At 71.6% G+C, this 19,305-nt stretch carries 22 protein-coding genes and 3 tRNA genes; 13 read left to right on the top strand and 12 right to left on the bottom strand.

Annotated features, from left to right (window positions below; translation table 11 throughout):
- Positions 1-51 precede the first annotated feature (51 nt).
- Positions 52-1,599: an amidophosphoribosyltransferase gene (gene purF, locus AC1DUE_RS05255; RefSeq protein ID WP_477038345.1), complete on the top strand. Its 1,548-nt coding sequence runs from the start codon at positions 52-54 to the stop codon at positions 1,597-1,599.
- Positions 1,596-2,720, top strand: coding sequence for a phosphoribosylformylglycinamidine cyclo-ligase (gene purM / locus AC1DUE_RS05250; RefSeq protein ID WP_477038344.1), 1,125 nt, complete (start codon positions 1,596-1,598; stop codon positions 2,718-2,720). Before purF ends, purM begins: the two co-directional genes overlap by 4 nt.
- A gap of 85 nt (positions 2,721-2,805) precedes the next feature.
- Here the strand turns inward: purM and AC1DUE_RS05245 are convergent, their stop codons facing one another.
- Together AC1DUE_RS05245 and AC1DUE_RS05240 are read right to left on the bottom strand one after the other, a co-directional pair.
- A complete protein-coding gene (locus AC1DUE_RS05245; RefSeq protein WP_477038343.1) occupies positions 2,806-3,039 on the bottom strand; it encodes a hypothetical protein in 234 nt (77 codons plus the stop codon).
- Between the two features lie 54 nt (positions 3,040-3,093).
- Complete coding sequence (locus AC1DUE_RS05240; protein ID WP_477038342.1) at positions 3,094-3,303, bottom strand: DUF3073 domain-containing protein; 210 nt, start codon at positions 3,301-3,303, stop codon at positions 3,094-3,096.
- Positions 3,304-3,860: 557 nt separating this feature from the next.
- Here AC1DUE_RS05240 and AC1DUE_RS05235 point away from each other — a divergent pair.
- Positions 3,861-4,067, top strand: coding sequence for a BldC family transcriptional regulator (locus AC1DUE_RS05235; protein ID WP_477038341.1), 207 nt, complete (start codon positions 3,861-3,863; stop codon positions 4,065-4,067).
- A 124-nt stretch (positions 4,068-4,191) separates the two neighbouring features.
- Here AC1DUE_RS05235 and AC1DUE_RS05230 read toward each other — a convergent pair whose 3' ends face one another.
- From AC1DUE_RS05230 to AC1DUE_RS05205, 6 genes are all read right to left on the bottom strand, one after another.
- Entirely contained in the window at positions 4,192-4,512 is a 321-nt protein-coding gene (locus AC1DUE_RS05230; protein WP_477038340.1) for a DUF3618 domain-containing protein, read from the bottom strand.
- Complete coding sequence (locus AC1DUE_RS05225; protein WP_477038339.1) at positions 4,509-4,919, bottom strand: phage holin family protein; 411 nt, start codon at positions 4,917-4,919, stop codon at positions 4,509-4,511. The genes AC1DUE_RS05230 and AC1DUE_RS05225 overlap by 4 nt, the downstream gene beginning before the upstream one ends.
- A gap of 93 nt (positions 4,920-5,012) precedes the next feature.
- The gene (locus AC1DUE_RS05220; protein WP_477038338.1) at positions 5,013-5,462 is read right to left on the bottom strand and encodes a phage holin family protein; all 450 of its coding nucleotides are present in this window, start codon (positions 5,460-5,462) and stop codon (positions 5,013-5,015) included.
- Between the two features lie 194 nt (positions 5,463-5,656).
- Positions 5,657-5,732, bottom strand: a tRNA-Phe gene (locus AC1DUE_RS05215).
- Between the two features lie 39 nt (positions 5,733-5,771).
- Positions 5,772-5,845, bottom strand: a tRNA-Asp gene (locus AC1DUE_RS05210).
- Positions 5,846-5,886: 41 nt separating this feature from the next.
- Positions 5,887-5,959, bottom strand: a tRNA-Glu gene (locus AC1DUE_RS05205).
- A gap of 125 nt (positions 5,960-6,084) precedes the next feature.
- Here AC1DUE_RS05205 and AC1DUE_RS05200 point away from each other — a divergent pair.
- The 3 genes from AC1DUE_RS05200 (at position 6,085) to AC1DUE_RS05190 (ending at position 8,370) form a co-directional block, all read left to right on the top strand.
- Positions 6,085-6,438: a metallopeptidase family protein gene (locus AC1DUE_RS05200; protein ID WP_477038337.1), complete on the top strand. Its 354-nt coding sequence runs from the start codon at positions 6,085-6,087 to the stop codon at positions 6,436-6,438.
- 5 nt (positions 6,439-6,443) lie between these two features.
- Positions 6,444-7,355, top strand: coding sequence for a cation diffusion facilitator family transporter (locus AC1DUE_RS05195; RefSeq protein ID WP_477038336.1), 912 nt, complete (start codon positions 6,444-6,446; stop codon positions 7,353-7,355).
- Positions 7,356-7,449: 94 nt separating this feature from the next.
- Entirely contained in the window at positions 7,450-8,370 is a 921-nt protein-coding gene (locus AC1DUE_RS05190) for an LLM class flavin-dependent oxidoreductase (RefSeq protein WP_477038335.1), read from the top strand.
- A gap of 3 nt (positions 8,371-8,373) precedes the next feature.
- Here AC1DUE_RS05190 and galE read toward each other — a convergent pair whose 3' ends face one another.
- Complete coding sequence (gene galE / locus AC1DUE_RS05185) at positions 8,374-9,333, bottom strand: UDP-glucose 4-epimerase GalE (RefSeq protein WP_477038334.1); 960 nt, start codon at positions 9,331-9,333, stop codon at positions 8,374-8,376.
- Positions 9,334-9,513: 180 nt separating this feature from the next.
- Between galE and AC1DUE_RS05180 the strand changes: the two genes are divergently transcribed.
- From AC1DUE_RS05180 to AC1DUE_RS05150, 7 genes are read left to right on the top strand one after another with little or no spacing between them, the layout of a single operon-like run.
- Complete coding sequence (locus AC1DUE_RS05180; protein WP_477038333.1) at positions 9,514-10,638, top strand: polyprenyl synthetase family protein; 1,125 nt, start codon at positions 9,514-9,516, stop codon at positions 10,636-10,638.
- 15 nt (positions 10,639-10,653) lie between these two features.
- Positions 10,654-11,532, top strand: coding sequence for a phytoene/squalene synthase family protein (locus AC1DUE_RS05175; protein ID WP_477038332.1), 879 nt, complete (start codon positions 10,654-10,656; stop codon positions 11,530-11,532).
- Complete coding sequence (gene crtI / locus AC1DUE_RS05170; RefSeq protein ID WP_477038331.1) at positions 11,529-13,109, top strand: phytoene desaturase family protein; 1,581 nt, start codon at positions 11,529-11,531, stop codon at positions 13,107-13,109. The genes AC1DUE_RS05175 and crtI overlap by 4 nt, the downstream gene beginning before the upstream one ends.
- Positions 13,106-13,414 (top strand): lycopene cyclase domain-containing protein, encoded by a 309-nt coding sequence (locus AC1DUE_RS05165; RefSeq protein ID WP_477038330.1) that lies wholly within the window; start codon positions 13,106-13,108, stop codon positions 13,412-13,414. The genes crtI and AC1DUE_RS05165 overlap by 4 nt, the downstream gene beginning before the upstream one ends.
- The gene (locus tag AC1DUE_RS05160; protein ID WP_477038329.1) at positions 13,411-13,710 is read left to right on the top strand and encodes a lycopene cyclase domain-containing protein; all 300 of its coding nucleotides are present in this window, start codon (positions 13,411-13,413) and stop codon (positions 13,708-13,710) included. Before AC1DUE_RS05165 ends, AC1DUE_RS05160 begins: the two co-directional genes overlap by 4 nt.
- Positions 13,707-14,582: a prenyltransferase gene (locus AC1DUE_RS05155; RefSeq protein WP_477038328.1), complete on the top strand. Its 876-nt coding sequence runs from the start codon at positions 13,707-13,709 to the stop codon at positions 14,580-14,582. Before AC1DUE_RS05160 ends, AC1DUE_RS05155 begins: the two co-directional genes overlap by 4 nt.
- Positions 14,583-14,626: 44 nt before the next feature.
- Positions 14,627-15,775, top strand: a complete 1,149-nt coding sequence (locus AC1DUE_RS05150) for a hypothetical protein (protein WP_477038327.1) — start codon at positions 14,627-14,629, stop codon at positions 15,773-15,775.
- Here the strand turns inward: AC1DUE_RS05150 and AC1DUE_RS05145 are convergent.
- The 3 genes from AC1DUE_RS05145 to AC1DUE_RS05135 are packed head-to-tail and all read right to left on the bottom strand — an operon-like array spanning position 15,765 to position 19,304.
- Complete coding sequence (locus AC1DUE_RS05145; RefSeq protein WP_477038326.1) at positions 15,765-16,457, bottom strand: hypothetical protein; 693 nt, start codon at positions 16,455-16,457, stop codon at positions 15,765-15,767. The genes AC1DUE_RS05150 and AC1DUE_RS05145 overlap by 11 nt on opposite strands.
- Before the next feature lie 19 nt (positions 16,458-16,476).
- Positions 16,477-18,210 (bottom strand): ABC transporter ATP-binding protein, encoded by a 1,734-nt coding sequence (locus tag AC1DUE_RS05140; protein WP_477038325.1) that lies wholly within the window; start codon positions 18,208-18,210, stop codon positions 16,477-16,479.
- A complete protein-coding gene (locus AC1DUE_RS05135; protein WP_477038324.1) occupies positions 18,207-19,304 on the bottom strand; it encodes an ABC transporter permease in 1,098 nt (365 codons plus the stop codon). The genes AC1DUE_RS05140 and AC1DUE_RS05135 overlap by 4 nt, the downstream gene beginning before the upstream one ends.
- Between the last annotated feature and the right edge of the window lies 1 nt (position 19,305).

Below are 19,305 nucleotides of genomic sequence, written 5' to 3'. Positions count from 1 at the left end.
AGGGGACGGACCCGACCCGGGGTGCCGGCGTTGCTGTGCGAGAATGCACACGTGGCCCCCCGCGCAGACGGACGTCTGAACCACGACCTCCTCCCCAACGAAAAAGGCCCGCAGGACGCCTGTGGCGTCTTCGGTGTCTGGGCTCCCGGCGAGGAAGTCGCCAAGCTCACGTACTTCGGGCTCTACGCCCTGCAGCACCGCGGCCAGGAGTCGGCGGGCATCGCCACCTCCAACGGCCAGCAGCTCCTCGTCTACAAGGACATGGGCCTCGTGTCCCAGGTCTTCGACGAGACCGCGCTGAACGCCCTGCAGGGGCACATCGCGATCGGGCACTGCCGGTACTCGACCACCGGCGGGAGCACCTGGGAGAACGCGCAGCCGACGCTCGGGCCGACGTCCGCAGGCACGGTCGCCCTGGGGCACAACGGCAACCTCACCAACACCGCCGAGCTGGTCGACCTCGTCGCCGAGCGCTACGGCAGCCAGCGGCGCGGCGAGCTCGCACGCGGCAACACCACCGACACCGCGCTCATCACGGCGCTGCTCGCCGGCGACCCGGACCACACCCTCGAGGCCACCGCGCTCGAGGTGCTCCCGCGGCTGCGCGGCGCGTTCAGCCTCGTCTTCATGGACGAGCACACGCTCTACGCAGCGCGCGACCCGCAGGGTGTCCGCCCGCTCGTCCTGGGGCGCCTCGAGCGCGGCTGGGTCGTCGCCAGCGAGACGCCCGCGCTCGACATCGTCGGCGCCTCGTTCGTCCGCGAGATCGACCCCGGCGAGTTCATCGCGATCGACGCCGACGGGCTGCGCAGCACCAGGTTCGCCACGCCCGACCGCGCGGGCTGCGTCTTCGAGTACGTCTACCTGGCGCGGCCCGACACCACGATCGCCGGCCGCTCGGTGCACGCCGCGCGCGTGGCGATGGGTCGTCGGCTCGCCGTCGAGCACCCCGTCGAGGCCGACCTGGTCATCCCGGTCCCCGAGTCCGGCACGCCGGCCGCGGTCGGGTACGCCGCCGCCTCGGGCATCCCGTTCGGCCAGGGCCTGACCAAGAACGCCTACGTCGGTCGCACGTTCATCCAGCCGTCGCAGACCTTGCGCCAGCTGGGCATCCGGCTCAAGCTCAACCCGCTGCGCGAGGTCATCCGCGGCAAGCGCCTGGTGGTCGTCGACGACTCGATCGTCCGCGGCAACACCCAGCGCGCCCTGATCCGCATGCTGCGCGAGGCCGGTGCCGCCGAGGTGCACGTGCGGATCAGCTCCCCGCCCGTCAAGTGGCCGTGCTTCTACGGCATCGACTTCGCCTCCCGTGCGGAGCTCATCGCCAACGGGCTCTCCCCCGACGAGATCGCCGCCTCCCTCGGCGCGGACTCGCTCGGCTACATCTCCGCGGAGGGCATGATCGCCGCCACCGAGCAGCCCGCCTCGCAGCTGTGCGCCGCCTGCTTCACCGGTCAGTACCCGATCGAGCTGCCCCCGGCCGACCGCATGGGCAAGTACCTGCTGGAGCAGAGCGAGCTCCCGCTGGGTGCGCCCGAGGACGGCCTGCTGTCCATCGTCCCCGGCGCCGGCGGCGGTTCCGCCCTGGACCACCCGTGAGCGGGGCGCAGGTCACGTACGCGGCCGCCGGGGTCGACACCGAGGCCGGTGACAAGGCCGTCGAGCTGATGAAGGACGCCGTGCGCGCGACGCACGGTCCGCAGGTGCTCGGCGGGGTCGGCGGCTTCGCGGGCCTTTACGACGCGAGCGCGCTGCTGACCTACCGCAAGCCGCTTCTGGCCACCTCGACCGACGGCGTCGGCACCAAGGTCGCCATCGCGCAGGCCCTCGACATCCACGACACGATCGGGTTCGACCTGGTCGGCATGGTGGTCGACGACATCGTCGTGGTCGGGGCCAAGCCGCTGTTCATGACCGACTACATCGCGTGCGGCCGCGTGGTGCCCGAGCGGATCGCCGGCATCGTGCGCGGCATCGCGGCGGCCTGCTCGGTGGCCGGTACCGCCCTCGTCGGCGGCGAGACCGCGGAGCACCCCGGCCTGCTGGGTCCCGACGAGTACGACGTGGCGGGCGCTGCGACCGGCGTGGTCGAGGCCGACCAGCTGCTCGGTCCGGAGCGCGTCCGCGCGGGCGACGTGCTGATCGCCCTCGGGTCGAGCGGGCTGCACTCGAACGGCTACTCGCTGGTGCGCAAGGTGGTCCAGGTGGCCGGCTGGCAGCTCGACCGGCACGTCGACGAGCTGGGACGCACGCTGGGCGAGGAGCTCCTCGAGCCCACCCGCGTCTACGCCTCGGACTGCCTCGCCCTCGTCGAGCGCGCGGGCATCGCGAACGGCGTGCACGCCTACAGCCACATCACCGGCGGCGGCCTCGCGTCGAACGTCGCGCGCGTGCTGCCGCAGGGTCTGGTCGCGGAGATCGACCGCGGCGGCTGGCAGCTGCCGCCGATCTTCTCGCTCGTGCAGAGCCTGGGTCAGGTCCCGTGGACCGACCTGGAGGGCACGCTGAACCTCGGCGTGGGCATGGTGGCGATCGTCGCGCCCGAGGCCGTGGACGGCGTCCTGGCCCACGCGGGCGAGCTGGGCATGACCGCATGGACCCTGGGCACCGTGCGGGCGTCCGACCCCGCCACGGACGTCGTGGGCGCGCCGGGGTTCGTGGCCGGCACCAAGGGCGTGCACGGCGGAGCGGTCCAGCTGACGGGTTCCTACCGGATCTGAGTCGCGTTCACCCGAAGGCCGACACAGGGCTGTCGGGCAAGGCATGTCCGGACGCGCCAGGCCTCGACGCCGCTCGACTCTGACCTCAGGCGACGGGGTACTCGTTCACGTACCTCATGATCGCCCCCAGGCCGACGGCGGCCGCGAGCGCCGCGAACGCGAACAGGCTCCGGGCCCAGAAGCGATTCCGGGCTCGCCTCGACGGGTCGCCGGTGCGCCACAGCATCACGACCGTGCCGCACACGACGAACAGCACCGCCAGGCCGCAGGCCACGACGAACGTCGTCGGTAGACCTTCCGGCTCAGTCCCGGGCGCCATCCCGAAGACGATGCCGCGCGCTAGCACGGCATCTTGCACCGATCACCTAGGCGGTCAACGATCGTCGTCCGACCAACGGCGGTAGTCGTCGTCGTCGTCAGTGTCAGTCTCCACAACCGCGCGAGGGCGGTTGTCGGTCACGACATCGTTGTGGCCGTGCGACGTGAGCTCCTGCTCGAGAGCTCGGTAGTTGGTCTCCGGGCTGAAGTACTTCAGCTCCCGGGCCACCTTCGTCTGCTTAGCCTTCTGACGGCCGCGCCCCATGGCATCGACCCCCTCTTACGTGGATGCGGGGCGGCTCCGTGCTAGCACGTGCGGCCCCGGGGTGCTGAATTTCGTCTCTTCGTGGGGCAACCGTACATGCTCTCCGCGTATTCCGACCACTCGCCACAGGGCGATACGGATCACGTGCCCGAGACGTCCTGGTTGTCGGTGCCGGTCGCTCGCACGCGCCGCGGCCGTCCCTCCGTGCCGACCGGACGGCGGTCTCAGCCGGACATGCGTCCAGATTGTTGATCCGTGTCCGCGCGTGTCGGGTGGTTTGCCCGTTTGGTCGGGTTTAGTCTGGTCTGACGACCTCGAGGGGCAGGCCGTGCACGAGGCAGGGGAGTGCTGTGAAGATCTGGACAGAAAGCGCTGTCCCGCTATGCGGCATGTGTGGCTTTCATGCATGCTGGTGGGAGTTGTCCCGCTTTGCGGGCCGGTGACGGTCCGATGGTCCACCTGAAGTCGCTGCGCCCCAGCGCAACGTCGAACACCCGAAGAAACCGGGTACCGACACCGTCGGTGCCACACGCCTGACGATTGCCAGGAGGCAGTTCGTGAACGCACACGCCGCGGAGTCCGAGACTCTGCTGACTCCGTCCGAGGTCGCCACGCTGTTCCGCGTCGACCCCAAGACGGTCACCCGCTGGGCCAAGGCCGGCAAGCTCTCGTCGATCCGCACCCTGGGTGGGCACCGCCGCTACCGCGAGTCCGAGGTTCGGGACCTCCTCAACGGGATCCCGCAGCAGCGTTCGGACAGCTGACCGAGGCTCTCGCCTCACACGCCCGGGTGCAGGCCCGGGATGCAAGCGCGCCCAGCGACGACGCCGGACGCGCTCGGTTTCTCCGATCGTCCCGGACGTCGCGGCCGGGCTGGTCCACGAACCTTCAGTCGCCGCGGCGCGCCGCGACCACGGCGACGAGGGCGACGAGCGCCGCGACACCTGCCGCGACGCTCCCCAGCACGGTGAGCGCACGCTTGCGGGCCTCGGGCCCGCCGTCACCGGACGTGGCATCGGCCCACAGCCGGCGTCCGCCCTCCAGCAGCCTGCCCGCCTGTGCCCGCGGGTCGAGCCGTGCGACGAGCTCGTCGACGGTCGCCGCCAGCTCAGCGCGCGTGGCGGTGATGTCTGCCTCGATCGCGACCATCTGCGGCGTGCTGAACGGCTCGACGGGCTTGGCGGGGCGGTCGGTTGTCTCGTCGCTCATGAGCGGATCCCTGTCTTGATCGCGTCGATGTCTTCCTGCACGGTCTCGATGGCGCGGATGGTCGACGGAGGCGTTCCCTTCTTGATGCTCCGGATGCCGATCAGGGCGAGCACGACGACCACGAGCAGCAGCAGCACCGTGATGATCAGCGCCGAGAGCCAGAGGTCCACGAGCAGCGCGAGCGCGATGATGGCCGTGGCGATCGCGGCGGCAAGGAAGTAGAGCGCGAGCAGACCGGCAGCGGCGAGCAGGCCGGCGCCGATGCCGATCTTCTGCGCGCGGCCCGCGATCTCGGCCTTGAACAGCTCGATCTCGGCCCGGACGAGCCGGGCACCCGTCTCGCTGATCTCGCTGACGAGCTGGCCCAGGGATCGCTCGTCACCTGGGGGTCCCGACTGGGTGGTCATGGCGCAACCTCTCGCTCTGGTGACTCGTCGAGGTACAAGTGTGCTGGTCGCAGCACCGCCACGCGAGACGTGCGGCGGTCGGACTTCCTGCGGTCAGTCTTCCCAGGGATGGACCTGCTCCTCGGCCGGGTGGGTCGACTCGTGGATGCGGACGACGGTGATCGGCGGCCCGCTCGGCAGGTGCCGACGCCCCCACGCCGCGGCCCCGGCGCCGATCAGCACCAGGGCGACGCCGATGATCACGGCCGCCAGCCACGGGTCGACCGCGTGCGACAGGCCCATGACGGCCGCCGTGACGAACAGCGCGAGCCCGAAGAACGTGACCAGCGCGGCGATGCCGAACGCGATCGCGGACGGACGCACCTCGACCGCACGGGTGCGGACGCTGCTGGCCACCGCGTTGATCTCGGCCTGGATGGCCTCGCGGACGTGGTCCTCGACCTGCTCGATCTTCTCGCGCGCCTTGTCCGTGAACGGCTCGGTGAGGCGGTCGAAGAAGCTCTTCGAACGCTCCGACTTCTCGGGACCGGGAGTGCTGGTCATGGGTTTCCCTCCGCTTCGGGTGCTGGGCCCCACCCTAGGTCTCAGCGTGCCCCCCGGCGGTGGTGGACAGGCTGCGGGCTGTCATCGCCGGCGACGGCGTCCTGGCCGATGACGAGTTCGCGGCCGCCACGGCCGAGCTGCTCGCCCGACCGCACGAAGAAACCCCGCTCGGATGCGTCCGGGCGGGGTTTCTGTGGTGGCTCCGACGGGCGTCGATCCCGTGACCTCACGATTTTCAGTCGTGCGCTCTACCAACTGAGCTACAGAGCCTCGAAACGAGAACGCCGGTCCGTAGACCGGCGAATCGAGCGACCCCGACGGGACTTGAACCCGCGACCTCCGCCGTGACAGGGCGGCGCGCTAACCAACTGCGCTACGGGGCCTTGGTGGTGCTAAGGCCTTCTTGCTACTGCTGTCCTGCTCGTACCCCCAACGGGATTCGAACCCGTGCTACCGCCGTGAAAGGGCGGGGTCCTAGGCCGCTAGACGATGGGGGCTAGTCCAACCCCTGACGTCGAGGCGTCGGAAGACCGGTGATGAGCATACGGGGTCATCGGCCTGAACTCCAAAGCGGCTCCTGCCGACCGTCTGGCGACCGCTGCCGCCTGCGAAGATGGTGCGCATGGTCGAGATGACGCGCGCGGAGTTCGAGGACGCGGTGCGTGACGCGCTCGACGAGATCCCCGACGAGCTGGCCGCGATGATGGACAACGTCGTCGTGCTGGTGGAGGACACGCCGCCGGCCGACGAGCCCGACCTGCTCGGCCTCTACGAGGGCACGCCCCTGACGGAGCGCGGGGACTTCTGGGCCGCAGGGTCGCTGCCCGACCGCATCACGATCTTCCGGCTGCCCACCCTGAGCTTCTGCGAGGACCGCGACGAGGTGGTCGAGGAGGTCGCGGTCACGGTCGTGCACGAGATCGCGCACCACTTCGGCATCGACGACGCGCGCCTGCACGACCTCGGTTGGGGCTGATCCCCGTGGGCCACGACCACCACCACTCGACGGCCGCCCAGGCGCACCGGGGGCGGCTGCTCGCGGTGCTCGTCCTGACGCTCGTCGTGCTCGTGATCGAGGTGGTCGGGGGCGTGCTGTCGGGGTCGTTCGCGCTGATCGCCGACGGGGGGCACATGCTCACCGACGCCGCCGGGGTAGGCCTCGCGCTCGGCGCGACCGCGCTCGCGATGCGGCCCGCGACCGCCGCCCGGACGTTCGGGTGGCAGCGTGCCGAGATCCTGGCGGCCCTGGTGAACGGGCTGGTCATCGGGGGCGTCGGGGTTCTCGTGCTCGTCGGCGGGGTGCGCCGGCTCGTCGCCCCGGAGCCCGTCGAGGCGGGGCTGATGCTCGGCGTCGCGTGCGTGGGGCTCGTCGCCAATGCCGTCGGTCTCGCGCTGCTGCGGCGCGGGCAGGGGGAGTCGCTGACCGTCCGGGGCGCCTACCTCGAGGTCCTCGGCGACCTGCTCGGGTCGGTCGCGGTGGTCGCCGCGGCGGTCGTCGTGATGGCGACCGGGTACCTGCGGGCCGACGGGATCGCGTCCGTGCTCATCGGCCTCATGATCGTGCCGAGGGCCGTGGCCCTGCTGCGTGAGGTCGGCGCGGTGCTGCTCGAGGCCACCCCGCGCGGGGTCGACCTCGACGCGATCCGCTCGCACATCTGCGGCGTGCCGGGGGTGCTCGGCGTGCACGACCTGCACGCCTGGACCATCACCTCGGGCGTCCCGGTCCTGTCCGCGCACGTCGAGGTGCCCGACGAGCTGCTGGCCCGCGGCGAGGCCGGCCGCGTCCTCGACGACCTGCGCCACTGCCTCTCCGGCCACTTCGACGTCGCCCACTGCACGTTCCAGCTGGAACCCCCGTCGGCCACGCGCGAGGAGCACGCCTCCCACGCGTGACGTGCGGGCCCCGACCGCTCAGCACTGCGGACGTCCGAGCAGATGTGCGCCCTGGCACACTTTCGCTCGGACGTTGCGTGGTTAGGGTCGGGGCATGGTTGCTGTGGGGATCGCGGTGCTGCCGCAGGATCGGTGGGACGTCGGACGGGCGAAGTGGCTCCAGGCCGAGGAGTGGGGTTTCGACCACGCGTGGACGTACGACCACCTGGCGTGGCGGACGCTCGTCGACCAGCCGTGGTTCGCGACCGTGCCGCTGCTCGCGGCCGCGGCGGCGGTCACGTCACGGATCGGCCTGGGGACGCTCGTCGCGTCGCCGAACTTCCGGCACCCGGTGCCGTTCGCCAAGGACGTGATGGGTCTCGACGACATCAGCGGCGGCCGGTTCCTGCTCGGGATCGGTGCCGGCGGCGAGGGGCTCGACTCGTGGGTGGCGGGCGACCCGATCAGTCGCGGAGAGCGGACGCGGAGGTTCGAGGAGTTCGTCGCGTTGATGGACACGCTGCTGACCACGCCGGTCACCGCGCACCAGGGGGAGTTCTACCGGGCCGACGGCGCCCGCATGATCCCGGGCACGATCGCCGCACCGCGCACGCCGTTCGTCGTCGCCGCCAACGGGCCGCGCACGATGGCGCTCGCTGCGCGGTACGGGCAGGGGTGGGTCACGTACGGGCAGACGTTCCTGTCCGAGGGCGGGGACGCCGAGGTCGAGCAGGCGCAGTGGTGGGAGGGGCTGGCGACGATGCAGGAGCGTGTCGACGAGGCCGTCGCGGCCCACCGACCCGCGGGTGCACCGCCGCTGCGCCGCTACCTGAGCCTCGACGGTGCGCCGATCTTCTCGATGCAGTCGGCCGAGCTGGTCGTCGACGGGATCGAGCGTGCGGCCGCGCTGGGGTTCACCGACGTGATCGTGCACTGGCCCCGCGACGAGGGCATCTACGCGGGCTCACCGAAGGTCCTGGAGGCCCTCGTCGCGAAGCTCCCGGACCTGCAGGCCCTCGAGGTCCCCCCGCGCTGAGGGTCAGTGGGCCTGGCGGGCGGACCAGGCGCTGGTGACCATGTCGAGGAGCGTGTGGCGCATCTGCCAGTCGAGGTCGCGGGCGGCCAGCTCGCCGGAGGCGACGATGCGGGCGGGGTCGCCGGGGCGTCGGGGCGCCAGCTCGGGCTCGAAGGCGATGCCCGTGGCCTGCGCCATCGCGGTCATGATCTCGCGCACGGAGACGCCGTCGCCGGAGCCCAGGTTGTAGACGGGCTCGAGCGGGGTGCCGGCGGTGAGGGCCTGCGCGGCCGCGACGTGCGAGGCGGCGAGGTCGGCGACGTGGATGTAGTCGCGGACGCAGGTGCCGTCGGGCGTCGGGTAGTCGGTGCCGTTGATGCGCGGGGTGCGCCCGGAGGTCAGAGCGTCCAGCACCAGCGGGAAGAGGTTGTGCGGGCTGGTGTCGTAGAGGTCGTCGGTGGCCGAGCCGACCACGTTGAAGTACCGCAGGGATGTGTGCCGCAGGCCGGTGGCCGTGGCCTGGTCGGCCAGGAGCCACTCGCCGATGAGCTTGGACTCGCCGTAGGGCGACTCGGGGTGGGTCTCGGTGGACTCGGTGACCAGGGAGACGTCCGGCGTGCCGTACACGGCGGCCGACGAGGAGAAGACGATCGCGTCGACGCCCTGCGAGGCCATCGCCTCGAGCAGGTGCACGGTGCCCGTGACGTTCTGCTCGTACGTGTGCAGCGGCCGGGTGACCGAGACGCCGGCGTACTTGAACCCGGCGAGGTGCACGACGCCCACCACACCGTGCTGGCTGAGCGTGTCCGCGACCAGGTCGGTGTCGAGGATCGAGCCCTGGACCAGGGGGACGTCGCCGGGGACGAAGTCCTTGTGCCCGCTGGACAGGTCGTCGAGGACCACCGTGCTGAGCCCCACCTGCCCGAACGCCCGAACCACGTGGGACCCGATGTACCCGGCACCGCCGGTGACCAGCCATGTCATGGCACGACCCTACCGAGGCGTGACGGCGAGCAACCTGCGCGCCCAGGTTCCGGGACGTGGGTGCATCCGAACGGCGCCCTGACACCGAAGAGCGGGTAGCGGTGGCAGGTCGAAGAATGCTCAGTAGGCTGAGCATTCCCGGCTCCCCCCGAGCACCGATACCACGGCCGAAGGGACGAGATGCAGGGCGAGACCAGTGTCCGGCAGGACTCCCGGCAGCGCACCGTGGTCGCCTCGGACGAACGTGCGCTCCTCGCCGAGCAGGTCGAGGGCGCGATGACCGTCACGGCGCGCGTACTGGCGGACTTCGTCGACGAGCGGGTTCGCGTGGCCTCGGGGCGCTCCGCGGTGGCCGCGCGCCTGTGGACCGACCTCGCGGGCGTCGTCGGCGGGAAGCTCATGCGACCCAGGCTGGCGGTCGCGGCGTACCTGGGCCTCGGCGGCGACGACCCCGCCGCCGTAGCGCCCGTCGCCGCGGCCGTCGAGGTGCTGCACACGGCCATGCTCGTGCACGACGACCTGCTCGACCACGACGAGGTGCGACGTGGCCGGCCGAACGTCGCCGGCGCGACGCGTGCGCGGCTGGGCGGCCGCGGGCTCGACGGTCGGGCGATCGAGGACCAGGTGCTCGCGGCGGGGCTGCTCGCCGGCGACCTGGCGATCGCGGCCGCGTTCTCGCTGGTGGCCGCCGCGCCGACGAGCCCCGAGCAGCGGCTGCGCGTGGTCGGGCTGCTCGCGGAGGGCATCGAGACGACGGTCGTCGGCGAGCTCCTCGACATGGCCGCGGCGCTCGACGCGCCACGGGACGTCGACGCCCTGGCCGTCGCCGAGCTCAAGACGGCGGCGTACTCCGGCAGCCTCCCGCTCGTGGCGGGCGGCATCCTGGCGGGTGCCGACGAGGGCGTCGTGGCCTGCCTGGGCGACGTCGGGGCCGCTCTGGGCGTGGCGTTCCAGCTGACCGACGACGAGCTCGGCGTGTTCGGTGACCCGCAGGTGACGGGCAAGTCCGCGCTGTCGGACCTGCGTGAGGGCAAGCGCACCGAGCTGCTGCGGCGGACGTACGCGCTCGCCTCCGCGGACGGCTGCGCGGTGCTGGACGGGCTCGTCGGCCGGGCGGACCTCGACGAGGAGGGTGCCGAGCGGGTGCGTAGGGTCATGCTCGACAGCGGTGGCCTCGAGTCCGTGCGGGAGCTGACGCGGCGGACCAGTCAGCAGGCGCGCGACCTGGCGCTGGGCACGCTGCCCGAACCGCTGGGAGGCTACCTGGTAGGCGTGGTCGACGACCTGGTCGGGCGGGGCCACTGAATGACGGAGGAGACCGTGGGGCAGGCGAGGGACCGGGCGCTGCGGCTGTACGACGCGACCGCCGCGCGCACCAGCGCCAACGTCCTGGCCGTCTACTCGACGTCGTTCGGCCTCGGCACGCGGCTGCTCGGGCGGCGCGCCCAGCAGGACATCCGCGCCGTGTATGCGCTGGTCCGCCTCGCCGACGAGGTCGTCGACACCTACCGCGGCGACGACGCCGGCGCGGAGCTCGACGAGCTCGAGGAGCAGACGCACCGGGCGCTGCGTACGGGCTACTCCACCAACCTCGTGGTCCACGCGTTCGCCCGCACGGCCCGGCGGGTGGGTATCACGACCGCCGAGACGGTGCCGTTCTTCGCCTCGATGCGCGCCGACCTGACGGTGCACACCCACGACCGCGCGTCCTACGAGGCGTACGTGTACGGCTCCGCCGAGGTGGTCGGTCTGATGTGCGTACGGGCGTTCCTCAACGAGTCGCGCCGGCCCGGAGACCCCGTGGTCCAGCCGACCGACACCCAGGTGGCCGGCGCCCGAGCGCTCGGCGCCGCGTTCCAGAAGATCAACTTCCTGCGCGACCTCGGCATCGACAACGGCGAGCTGGACCGCACGTACTTCCCCGACACCCGGCCCGGGGTCGTCTCGCCCGAGCAGCTCACGGCGATCCTCGCGGAGATCGCCGACGACGTCGCCGTTGCCCGCTCGGCCCTGCCTGAGCTGCCGCCGCGCGCCCGGTACGCCGTGGCCGCGACTCTGGCGCTCTACCAGCGCCTCGTCGACGACCTGGAACGCTGCACCCCCGACGAGATCCTGCGGCGGCGCGTCCGGCTGTCGACGCCGACGAAGCTGCTGGTGGTCGGCGAGGCCGTCGTCGCGCAGGCGCGGGCGGGCCGGTGACCGGACGAGTCGTCGTCATCGGTGGCGGGATCGCAGGGCTGACCACCGCCGCGCTGCTGGCGCGCGGGGGCGCGAGCGTGACCCTGCTCGAGCAGCACGACCGGGTCGGTGGACGCGCGGGTCAGCTGGAGGTGGACGGGTTCCGGTTCGACACCGGGCCCTCCTGGTACTTCATGCCCGAGGTCTTCGCCCACGCGTTCGCGCTGCTGGGGGAGCGGATCGAGGACCACGTCGACCTCGTGCGGCTCGACCCCGGGTACCGGGTGTTCCCGGAGGGTTCCGCCCCGCTCGACGTCGTGCAGGACGCCGAGGTCAACTGGCAGGCGTTCGAGGCGCTGGAGGAGGGCGCCGGCGAGGCGATGCGCGCGTACGCCGCGGATTCGACCCAGGCCTACCGCGACGCCCTCGACTCGTTCCTGTACACCACGTTCGCCCGGCCCGACCGCCTGCTCACCGCATCCGTGCTGCGGCGCTCCCGGACCCTGGTCGACCTGCTGACGCACACCCTCGCCGACCGCGTCGACGCCACCGTCCGGAGCACCGTGCTGCGGCAGGTGCTCGGGTTCCCCGCGGTGTTCCTCGGCAGCTCGCCGTACCGCGTGCCCGCCCTGTACTCGCTCATGAGCCACCTCGACCTCGTCGACGGCGTACGTTTCCCCCGCGGAGGGATGTACACGATCATCGAGGCCCTCGAACGACTGGCTGTCCGGGAGGGCGTGCGCATCCGCACCGGGGTCCCGGTCGCCTCGATCGAGGTCGACGCCCCTGGCCTCGCCCGCGGGGTGCGGCTTGCCACGGGCGAGCTGGTGAGCGCGGACGTCGTCGTCTCGGCGGCCGACCGGCACCACACCGAGACCGAGCTGCTCGACCCGCGGTACAGCGACCTGCCTGCCCTGGAGTGGGAGGACCGTGGACCGGGCATCTCCGCGCTGGTGATCATGGCCGGGGTCCGGGGTGAGCTGCCCGAGCTGGCGCACCACTCGCTCTTCTTCACGCAGGACTGGCGGTCGAACTTCGAGGACATCCTGGGGACCGACCGCGTGTCGAGCGCGACGAGGGTGCCCGAGGTGGCCTCGCTCTACGTCTCGCGGACCACCGCGACGGACCCGAGCGCCGCCCCGGCGGGCCACGAGAACCTCTTCGTCCTGGTGCCGTTCCCGGCCGACCCGACGATCGCGGACCTCGACGCGCACGCCGACCGCTACCTCGACCAGATCGGCGCCTGGGCCGGCGTCCCCGACCTGCGTGCCCGCGTCGTCACACGCCGGGTCGTCGGGCCGGCCGACTTTGCGCGGGACTTCCACGCCTGGCGCGGCAGCGCGCTGGGGATGGAGCACACGCTGCGGCAGAGCGCGATGTTCCGCCCGGGCGACGCGTCCAGGCGCGTCCCGAACCTGCTGCACGCCGGTGGTGGGACGATCCCGGGTGTGGGGCTGCCGATGTGCCTGATCAGCGCCGAGCTCGTGGTGAAGCGGATGCTCGGCGAGACGTCGGCGCGCCCCCTGCCCGCACCGCTGCGCCCGGGCTTCCTGGCGTCGGCGCGGCCGCGCGGTGTGTGGAGCGCCGTCAACCGATGAGCTTTCTCTACCTCGGCGCCCTGCTCGTCTCGCTCGGCGGCCTCGCGATCCTCGACCGCCGCTTCCGGCTGGCCTTCTGGGCGGACCCGCGACGAGCCACCCTGACCGTGGGCATCGGCCTGGTCGGCTTCCTGCTCTGGGACCTTGCCGGGCTGGGCCTCGGCATCTTCGCGCGCGGCGACTCCCCGCACATGACCGGGATCCTCCTGGCCCCGGAGCTGCCGCTCGAGGAGGCGTTCTTCCTCACGCTCCTGTGCTATACCGCCCTGCTCACCTGGCGCGGGCTGGAGCGCCGGCGACGATGACGAACGCGATCCTCAACGTCCTCGTGCTGGCCGTGCTGCTCGGCGTCTCCTGGCCGGTGCTCCGACGCCTGCGCGCCGGGCAGGTCACCGGCACGGTCGTGGTCCTGTGCGTGCTCACGATCGTCTTCGACACACTGATGATCGCCGCCGACCTCTACGTCTACGACCCCGACAAGATCCTGGGCGTCTACATCTGGGACGCACCGATCGAGGACTTCGCCTACGCGATCGCCGCCGCCATCGGCATGCCGGTGCTCTGGACGGTGCTGGGCCGCAGGAAGAGGGACGACGAGTGAGGGAGGTCCTCGCGGCCTCGCGCCCGTTCTCCTGGATCAACACCGCGTACCCGTTCGCGGCGGGCTACCTGCTGGCCACGGGCGGTCGGGTCGACGCCCTGTTCGTCGTCGGGACCCTGTTCTTCCTCGTCCCGTACAACCTGCTGATGTACGGGATCAACGACGTGTTCGACTACGCGTCCGACCTGCGCAACCCCCGCAAGGGCGGGATCGAGGGCGGCCTGGTCGAGCCGTCGCGGGCCGCCTCGGTCCACCGTCGGATCCTGTGGTCGTGCGTCGTCCTGACCGTGCCGTTCGTGGTCTACCTCCTGCTGCAGGGATCGCTCGTCGCGAACGTCGTCCTCACGCTGGTCCTGTTCCTCGTCGTCGCCTACTCGGCCCCGGTGCTGCGGTTCAAGGAGCGCCCGGTGCTGGACTCGTTCACCTCGGCGATGCACTTCGTCGGCCCCCTGCTCTACGCGTTGGTGCTGGTCGGGGCGTCCTTGACGACGAGGACGACGTGGCCGGTGCTCGTCGCCTTCGTGCTGTGGGGCATGGCGTCTCACGCGTTCGGGGCCGTGCAGGACGTGCGCGCGGATCGCGAGGGCGGGATCGCGTCGGTGGCCACAGCGCTCGGTGCGCACGCGACCGTCGTCGCGTCGACCGTCCTGTACGTGCTGGCCGCGGCGGTCCTGCTGCTCGTCCCGTGGCCGGGGGTGCTCGCGGCGGTGCTGCCGGTGCCGTACGCGATCAGCGCGGCGCGCTTCTGGTCGGTGCGCGACGACGACTGCGAACGGGCCAACGCGGGCTGGCGGACGTTCCTGTGGCTGAACCTGGTGACGGGCTTCCTGGTGACGATGCTGCTGATCGCGACGGCGCAAACTTCGCACTGATCAAGTGACCCGCGCTGACCTGCCGTTCTGGCAGAGTGCCCGCCATGGCAAACGTCTCAGCGCACGACTGGTCGATCTTCCTGTTGATCGTCAGTCTCCGGCTGGTGGTCCCGCTGTTCATCCCGCGGTTCCCGCTGCCCGCGCTGCTGGCCTGCCTCGTGATCGACGGCATCGACCAGACGGTGTTCGCCACGTTCACCGACCTGCCGCTGGACAACTACCAGTCCTACGACAAGGCGCTGGACATCTACTACCTGACCATCGCGTACCTGTCGGTGATCCGGAACTGGCGCAACCCGTTCGCGCTGGGCGTCGCCGCGGCGCTCTGGTACTACCGGCTGGTCGGCGTGCTCGCGTTCGAGCTGACCGGCGAGCGCTGGCTGCTGATGCTCTTCCCCAACACGTTCGAGTACTTCGTGATCGCCATCGAGGTCGTGCGGACGAAGTGGGACGCGGGTCGCCTGCGCAACCGCGCGTTCGTCTGGACCGCCGCGCTCATCTGGGTGTTCATCAAGCTGCCGCAGGAGTGGTGGATCCACGTCGCCCAGCTCGACTTCACCGACGAGTTCAAGGAGCGCGTCCTGGGCGTGCCCGGCGACGCGACGTGGGCCGAGGGTGTCCAGAACCGGCCGTGGGTGGTCGTCGGGCTGATAGTCCTGGTCGTGGCGCTGATCGTCATCGGGATGCGGCTGGCCAAGCGGCTGCCCCCACCCGCCTGGCCGTTCACCGTCTCCTCGGACGAGGTCGCACGCCACGTCGGCTGGGAGCCGCGCGGGACGATCGACGTGGCCCCGCACGGCGTCGGGCACGTGCTCGAGAAGGTCGCGCTCGCCGGCCTGGTCACGATGATCATGTTCCTGTCCTGGCCGCTGCTCGACGCCCCGCTCACGAGCGTCGCGCTCGTCGTGACGGCCACGGTCCTGGCGTTCGCGGGGATCGCGGTGTGGCGAGCGCGGGCCGGTCGGTCCGGTGCCGCGCACCTCGGTGTGCAGGTCGCGATCAACACCGTGATCAGCGGCGTCGCGATGGTGGTGTTCGCGTCCCTGGCGTCGCGCGGCTCGTCGGACCTGTCGTTCGGCGACGTGCTGCTGTTCGCCTACATCGTCGCGCTGATCGTGACCCTCTACGACCGCTACTCGGCCCGCCGCGAGGCGAGCGTCGACGAACCGGCACCGGTGCCGGTCACGGCGTGACGAGCGCCTCGGGCGGCCGGTAGCGCACGACGAGCGCGCGGATGCCGCGTGCCGTCAGGATCCACAGGATCACCGTCAGCGCGGCGGCCGCCAGGGGTGAGACGTAGAACGGCAGAACGTCGGCCCAGCCGGGCATCGGCTGCCCGCTGCTCATCAGCGTGTAGACGCGCACGTCGGTGTGCAGCACCACCCACGTCATCGCCGCGGCGGGCAAGAGGTAGCCGGCCGCCCGCGCAGGGACGCGGCTGCGGGCGAGGACGACGGCGACGCCGATGACCAGGACGAGCACGAGGGCCGCGACTCGCATCGCGCGCACGCCCGGTGACGCCTCGACCGTGGTCAACGACCACGGGTTCGGCGGGCTGAGCAGCGGCGTCCACAGCGGGACGGTGAGGACCACGGCGACGATCGCGAGCACCCGCACCGACCCGGGTCCGGGCCGGATCCTCGCGACGAGGCCGATCAGTCCGAGGGTGGTCACGGTCCACAGGAGCAGCGTGAGCACGCCGAGGGCGGCATGCCACAGCGCCCCTCCCGACGTGGAGGAGTAGACGGTGCTGCTCAGCGGCGCGTAGGCGAACCAGCCGAACGACCCGCTCGGCCCGCTGCGCAGCCAGAGCCGCCCGCACAGGATCGCGGGCACGACGACGAGCGTCGCGACGACCGGCAGCAGGCGCTTCATGCGCACACGCTAGAGGTGCTCAGTCGTTGGCGCGGAGGTTTCGCCAGATCTCCCGGCGCGCGGTCTGCTCGACCGGGTCGGCCACGGGCAGCGACGCCAGGAGCCGCTGCGTGTACGCGTGCCGGGGCGCGCCGAGCACCTGCTCGCCCGTGCCCTCCTCCACCAGGACGCCCCGGTGCAGGACGGCGATGCGGTGTGCGAGCAGGTCGACGACGGCCAGGTCGTGGCTGATGAACAGGCACGCGAACCCGAGCTCGGCCTGCAGACGCGCGAAGAGGTCGAGCACGCGCCGCTGCACCGAGACGTCGAGGGCGGAGGTGGGCTCGTCGGCGATGAGCAGCTCGGGGTCCAGGGCGAGCGCCCGCGCCAGGCTGGCGCGCTGCCGCTGTCCGCCCGAGAGCTCGTGTGGGTACCGGTCCCCGAACGCCTTGGGCAGCTGGACCGCCTCCATCAGCTCGTCCACGCGCTCGCGAGCGGCCTGGGCGTTGGGGGCGAGCCCGTGCACGACGAGGGGCTCGGCGACGCACTGCGCGATGGTCAGCAGCGGGTTGAAGCTGGTGGCGGGGTCCTGGAACACGAACCCGATCCGGCGCCTGATCGGCCGGAACGTCTTCTCCTTGACGCCCAGCATCTCGACGCCGAGCACGCTCAGCGACCCCTGGCTGACCGGTGTCAGGCCCGCGATCGCCCGGCCGATGGTGGTCTTCCCGCTGCCGGACTCGCCGACCAGGCCGAGCACCTCGCCCGGCCGGATCTCCAGGTTGACCCCGTCGACGGCCGTGAAGTCCGGCTGCCGCAGGCGCCCGCGGTAGACGATCCGCAGGTCGCGTGCCGCGACGACGGGGGTCGCCGACGGGTCCACGTCGACGGACTCGGAGGCGGCGTCCTCGTCCGAGACGATGACCCGGTCCCGGAAGCGTCGGCCACCCAGGCGCGGCACGGCGTCGAGCAGCGCGCGTGTGTACTCGTGCTGCGGGCTCGCGAAGAGCGTGAGGACGTCCGCCTGCTCGACGATCTCGCCCTTGTACATGACCGCGACGGTGTCGGCGAGGTCCGCGACGACACCCATGTTGTGCGTGATCAGGACGACCGCCGTGCCGAACTCCTCCGGGATCCGGCGCAGCAGGTCGAGGATCTCGGCCTGCACGGTGACGTCGAGGGCCGTCGTGGGCTCGTCGGCGATGATCAGGCCGGGGTCGAGCGAGATGGCCTGGGCGATGACGATGCGCTGCTTCTGCCCGCCGGAGAACTGGTGCGGGTAGTGGTCCACGCGGTGCTCGGCGTCCGGGATCCCGACACGGTTCAGCACGTCGATCGCCTTCGCGCGCGCCTCGGAGCGGGACATGCCGGTGTGCACGCGCAGGCCCTCGGCGATCTGCCACCCGACCGTGAAGACCGGGTTGAGCACCGTCGACGGCTCCTGGAACACCATGGCGGCGTCGCGGCCACGGACGTCCCGCAGGTCCTTGCCGGTCAGCGTCGTGATGTCGTGCGTGTCCGACCCGTCCTTGCGGGTGAGCAGCACGGCGCCGCTGGTCAGGGCGGTCTCGGGGAGCAGCCCGAGGATCGCGCGGGCGGTGACGGTCTTGCCCGACCCGGACTCGCCGACGATCGCGAGCACCTCGCCCGCGGCGACCGAGAGCGAGACGCCCTCGACGGCGCGGACGGTGCCGGCATCGGTGGCGAACGAGATGTGCAGGTCGCGGATCTCGACGACGTTCCCTGTGCGGGGAGCGTCCTGCGTGGCGGTCATGTGCGGTCCTCGTCGTCGATCGGGGCGCCGAAGAGCTCGTCGCCCGTGCCCTCCAGCAGGTCGATGCCGTCGATGCCCTCGGCGCCGGCGCTGAGCACGCCGCCGGGCACCACCGTGACGGCTCCGACGACGCCTGCCGCCTGAGCGGCCGCACGGCGACGGCGCAGGCGCGGGTCGGCCAGGTCGTTGAGCGACTCGCCCACGAGCGTCACGCCGAGCACGGACAGCACGATGGCCAGGCCGGGGAACGTCGCCGTCCACCAGATCCCGCTGGTCACGTCGGAGAGCGACTTGTTGAGGTCGTAGCCCCAGTCCGCGGCGACCGTGGGCTCGATGCCGAAGCCGAGGTAGCCGAGGCCCGCGAGGGTCAGGACGGCCTCCGAGCAGTTGAGCGTCAGGATCAGCGGCAGGGTCCGCGTGGAGTTGCGCAGGACGTGCCGCGTCATGATCCGGATGTGCCCGGCGCCGATGACACGGGCCGACTCGACGAACGCCTCGGACTTGATCCGGACGGTCTCGGCCCGGATGACGCGGAAGTACTGCGGGATGAACACGACGGTGATCGAGATGGCGGCGGCCATGATGCCGCCCCACAGGGACGACTGCCCGCCGCTGATCACGATGGCCACCACGATGGCCAGTAGCAGGGACGGGAACGCGTAGACGGCGTCGGCGATCACGACGAGCACGCGGTCCACCCGGCCGCCGAAGTACCCCGACAGCAGGCCGCCGATGACGCCGATGAAGATCGAGAGCAGCACCGCGGTGATCATGACGAGCAACGCCGGTCGGGCTCCCCACAGGCACCGCGACAGGACGTCGTACCCGGCGACGGTCGTGCCGAACCAGTGCTCGGACGACGGCGGCTGCTGGGAACCGAAGAGCTGGTCGCCGGTGCGGATCTGGGCGAAGCCGTAGGGGGCGAGCCAGGGCGCGAACACCGCGGTGATCACGAAGATCGCCGAGATGACGAGGCCGCCGACGAGCATCGTGCGCTGCAGCCCGACGCTGGCTCGGAGCTGGTGCACGACGGGCAGCCGGCTCCAGAGGGAGGGACGGATCGGCGCGATGGGGTCTGTGGTGGGCGCTGTCATG

The sequence above is a fragment of the Cellulomonas sp. P4_A2 genome (assembly GCF_056402515.1).
The sequence above is the reverse complement of the archived record's forward strand: the minus strand, read 5'-3'. Positions and strand labels throughout refer to the sequence as shown.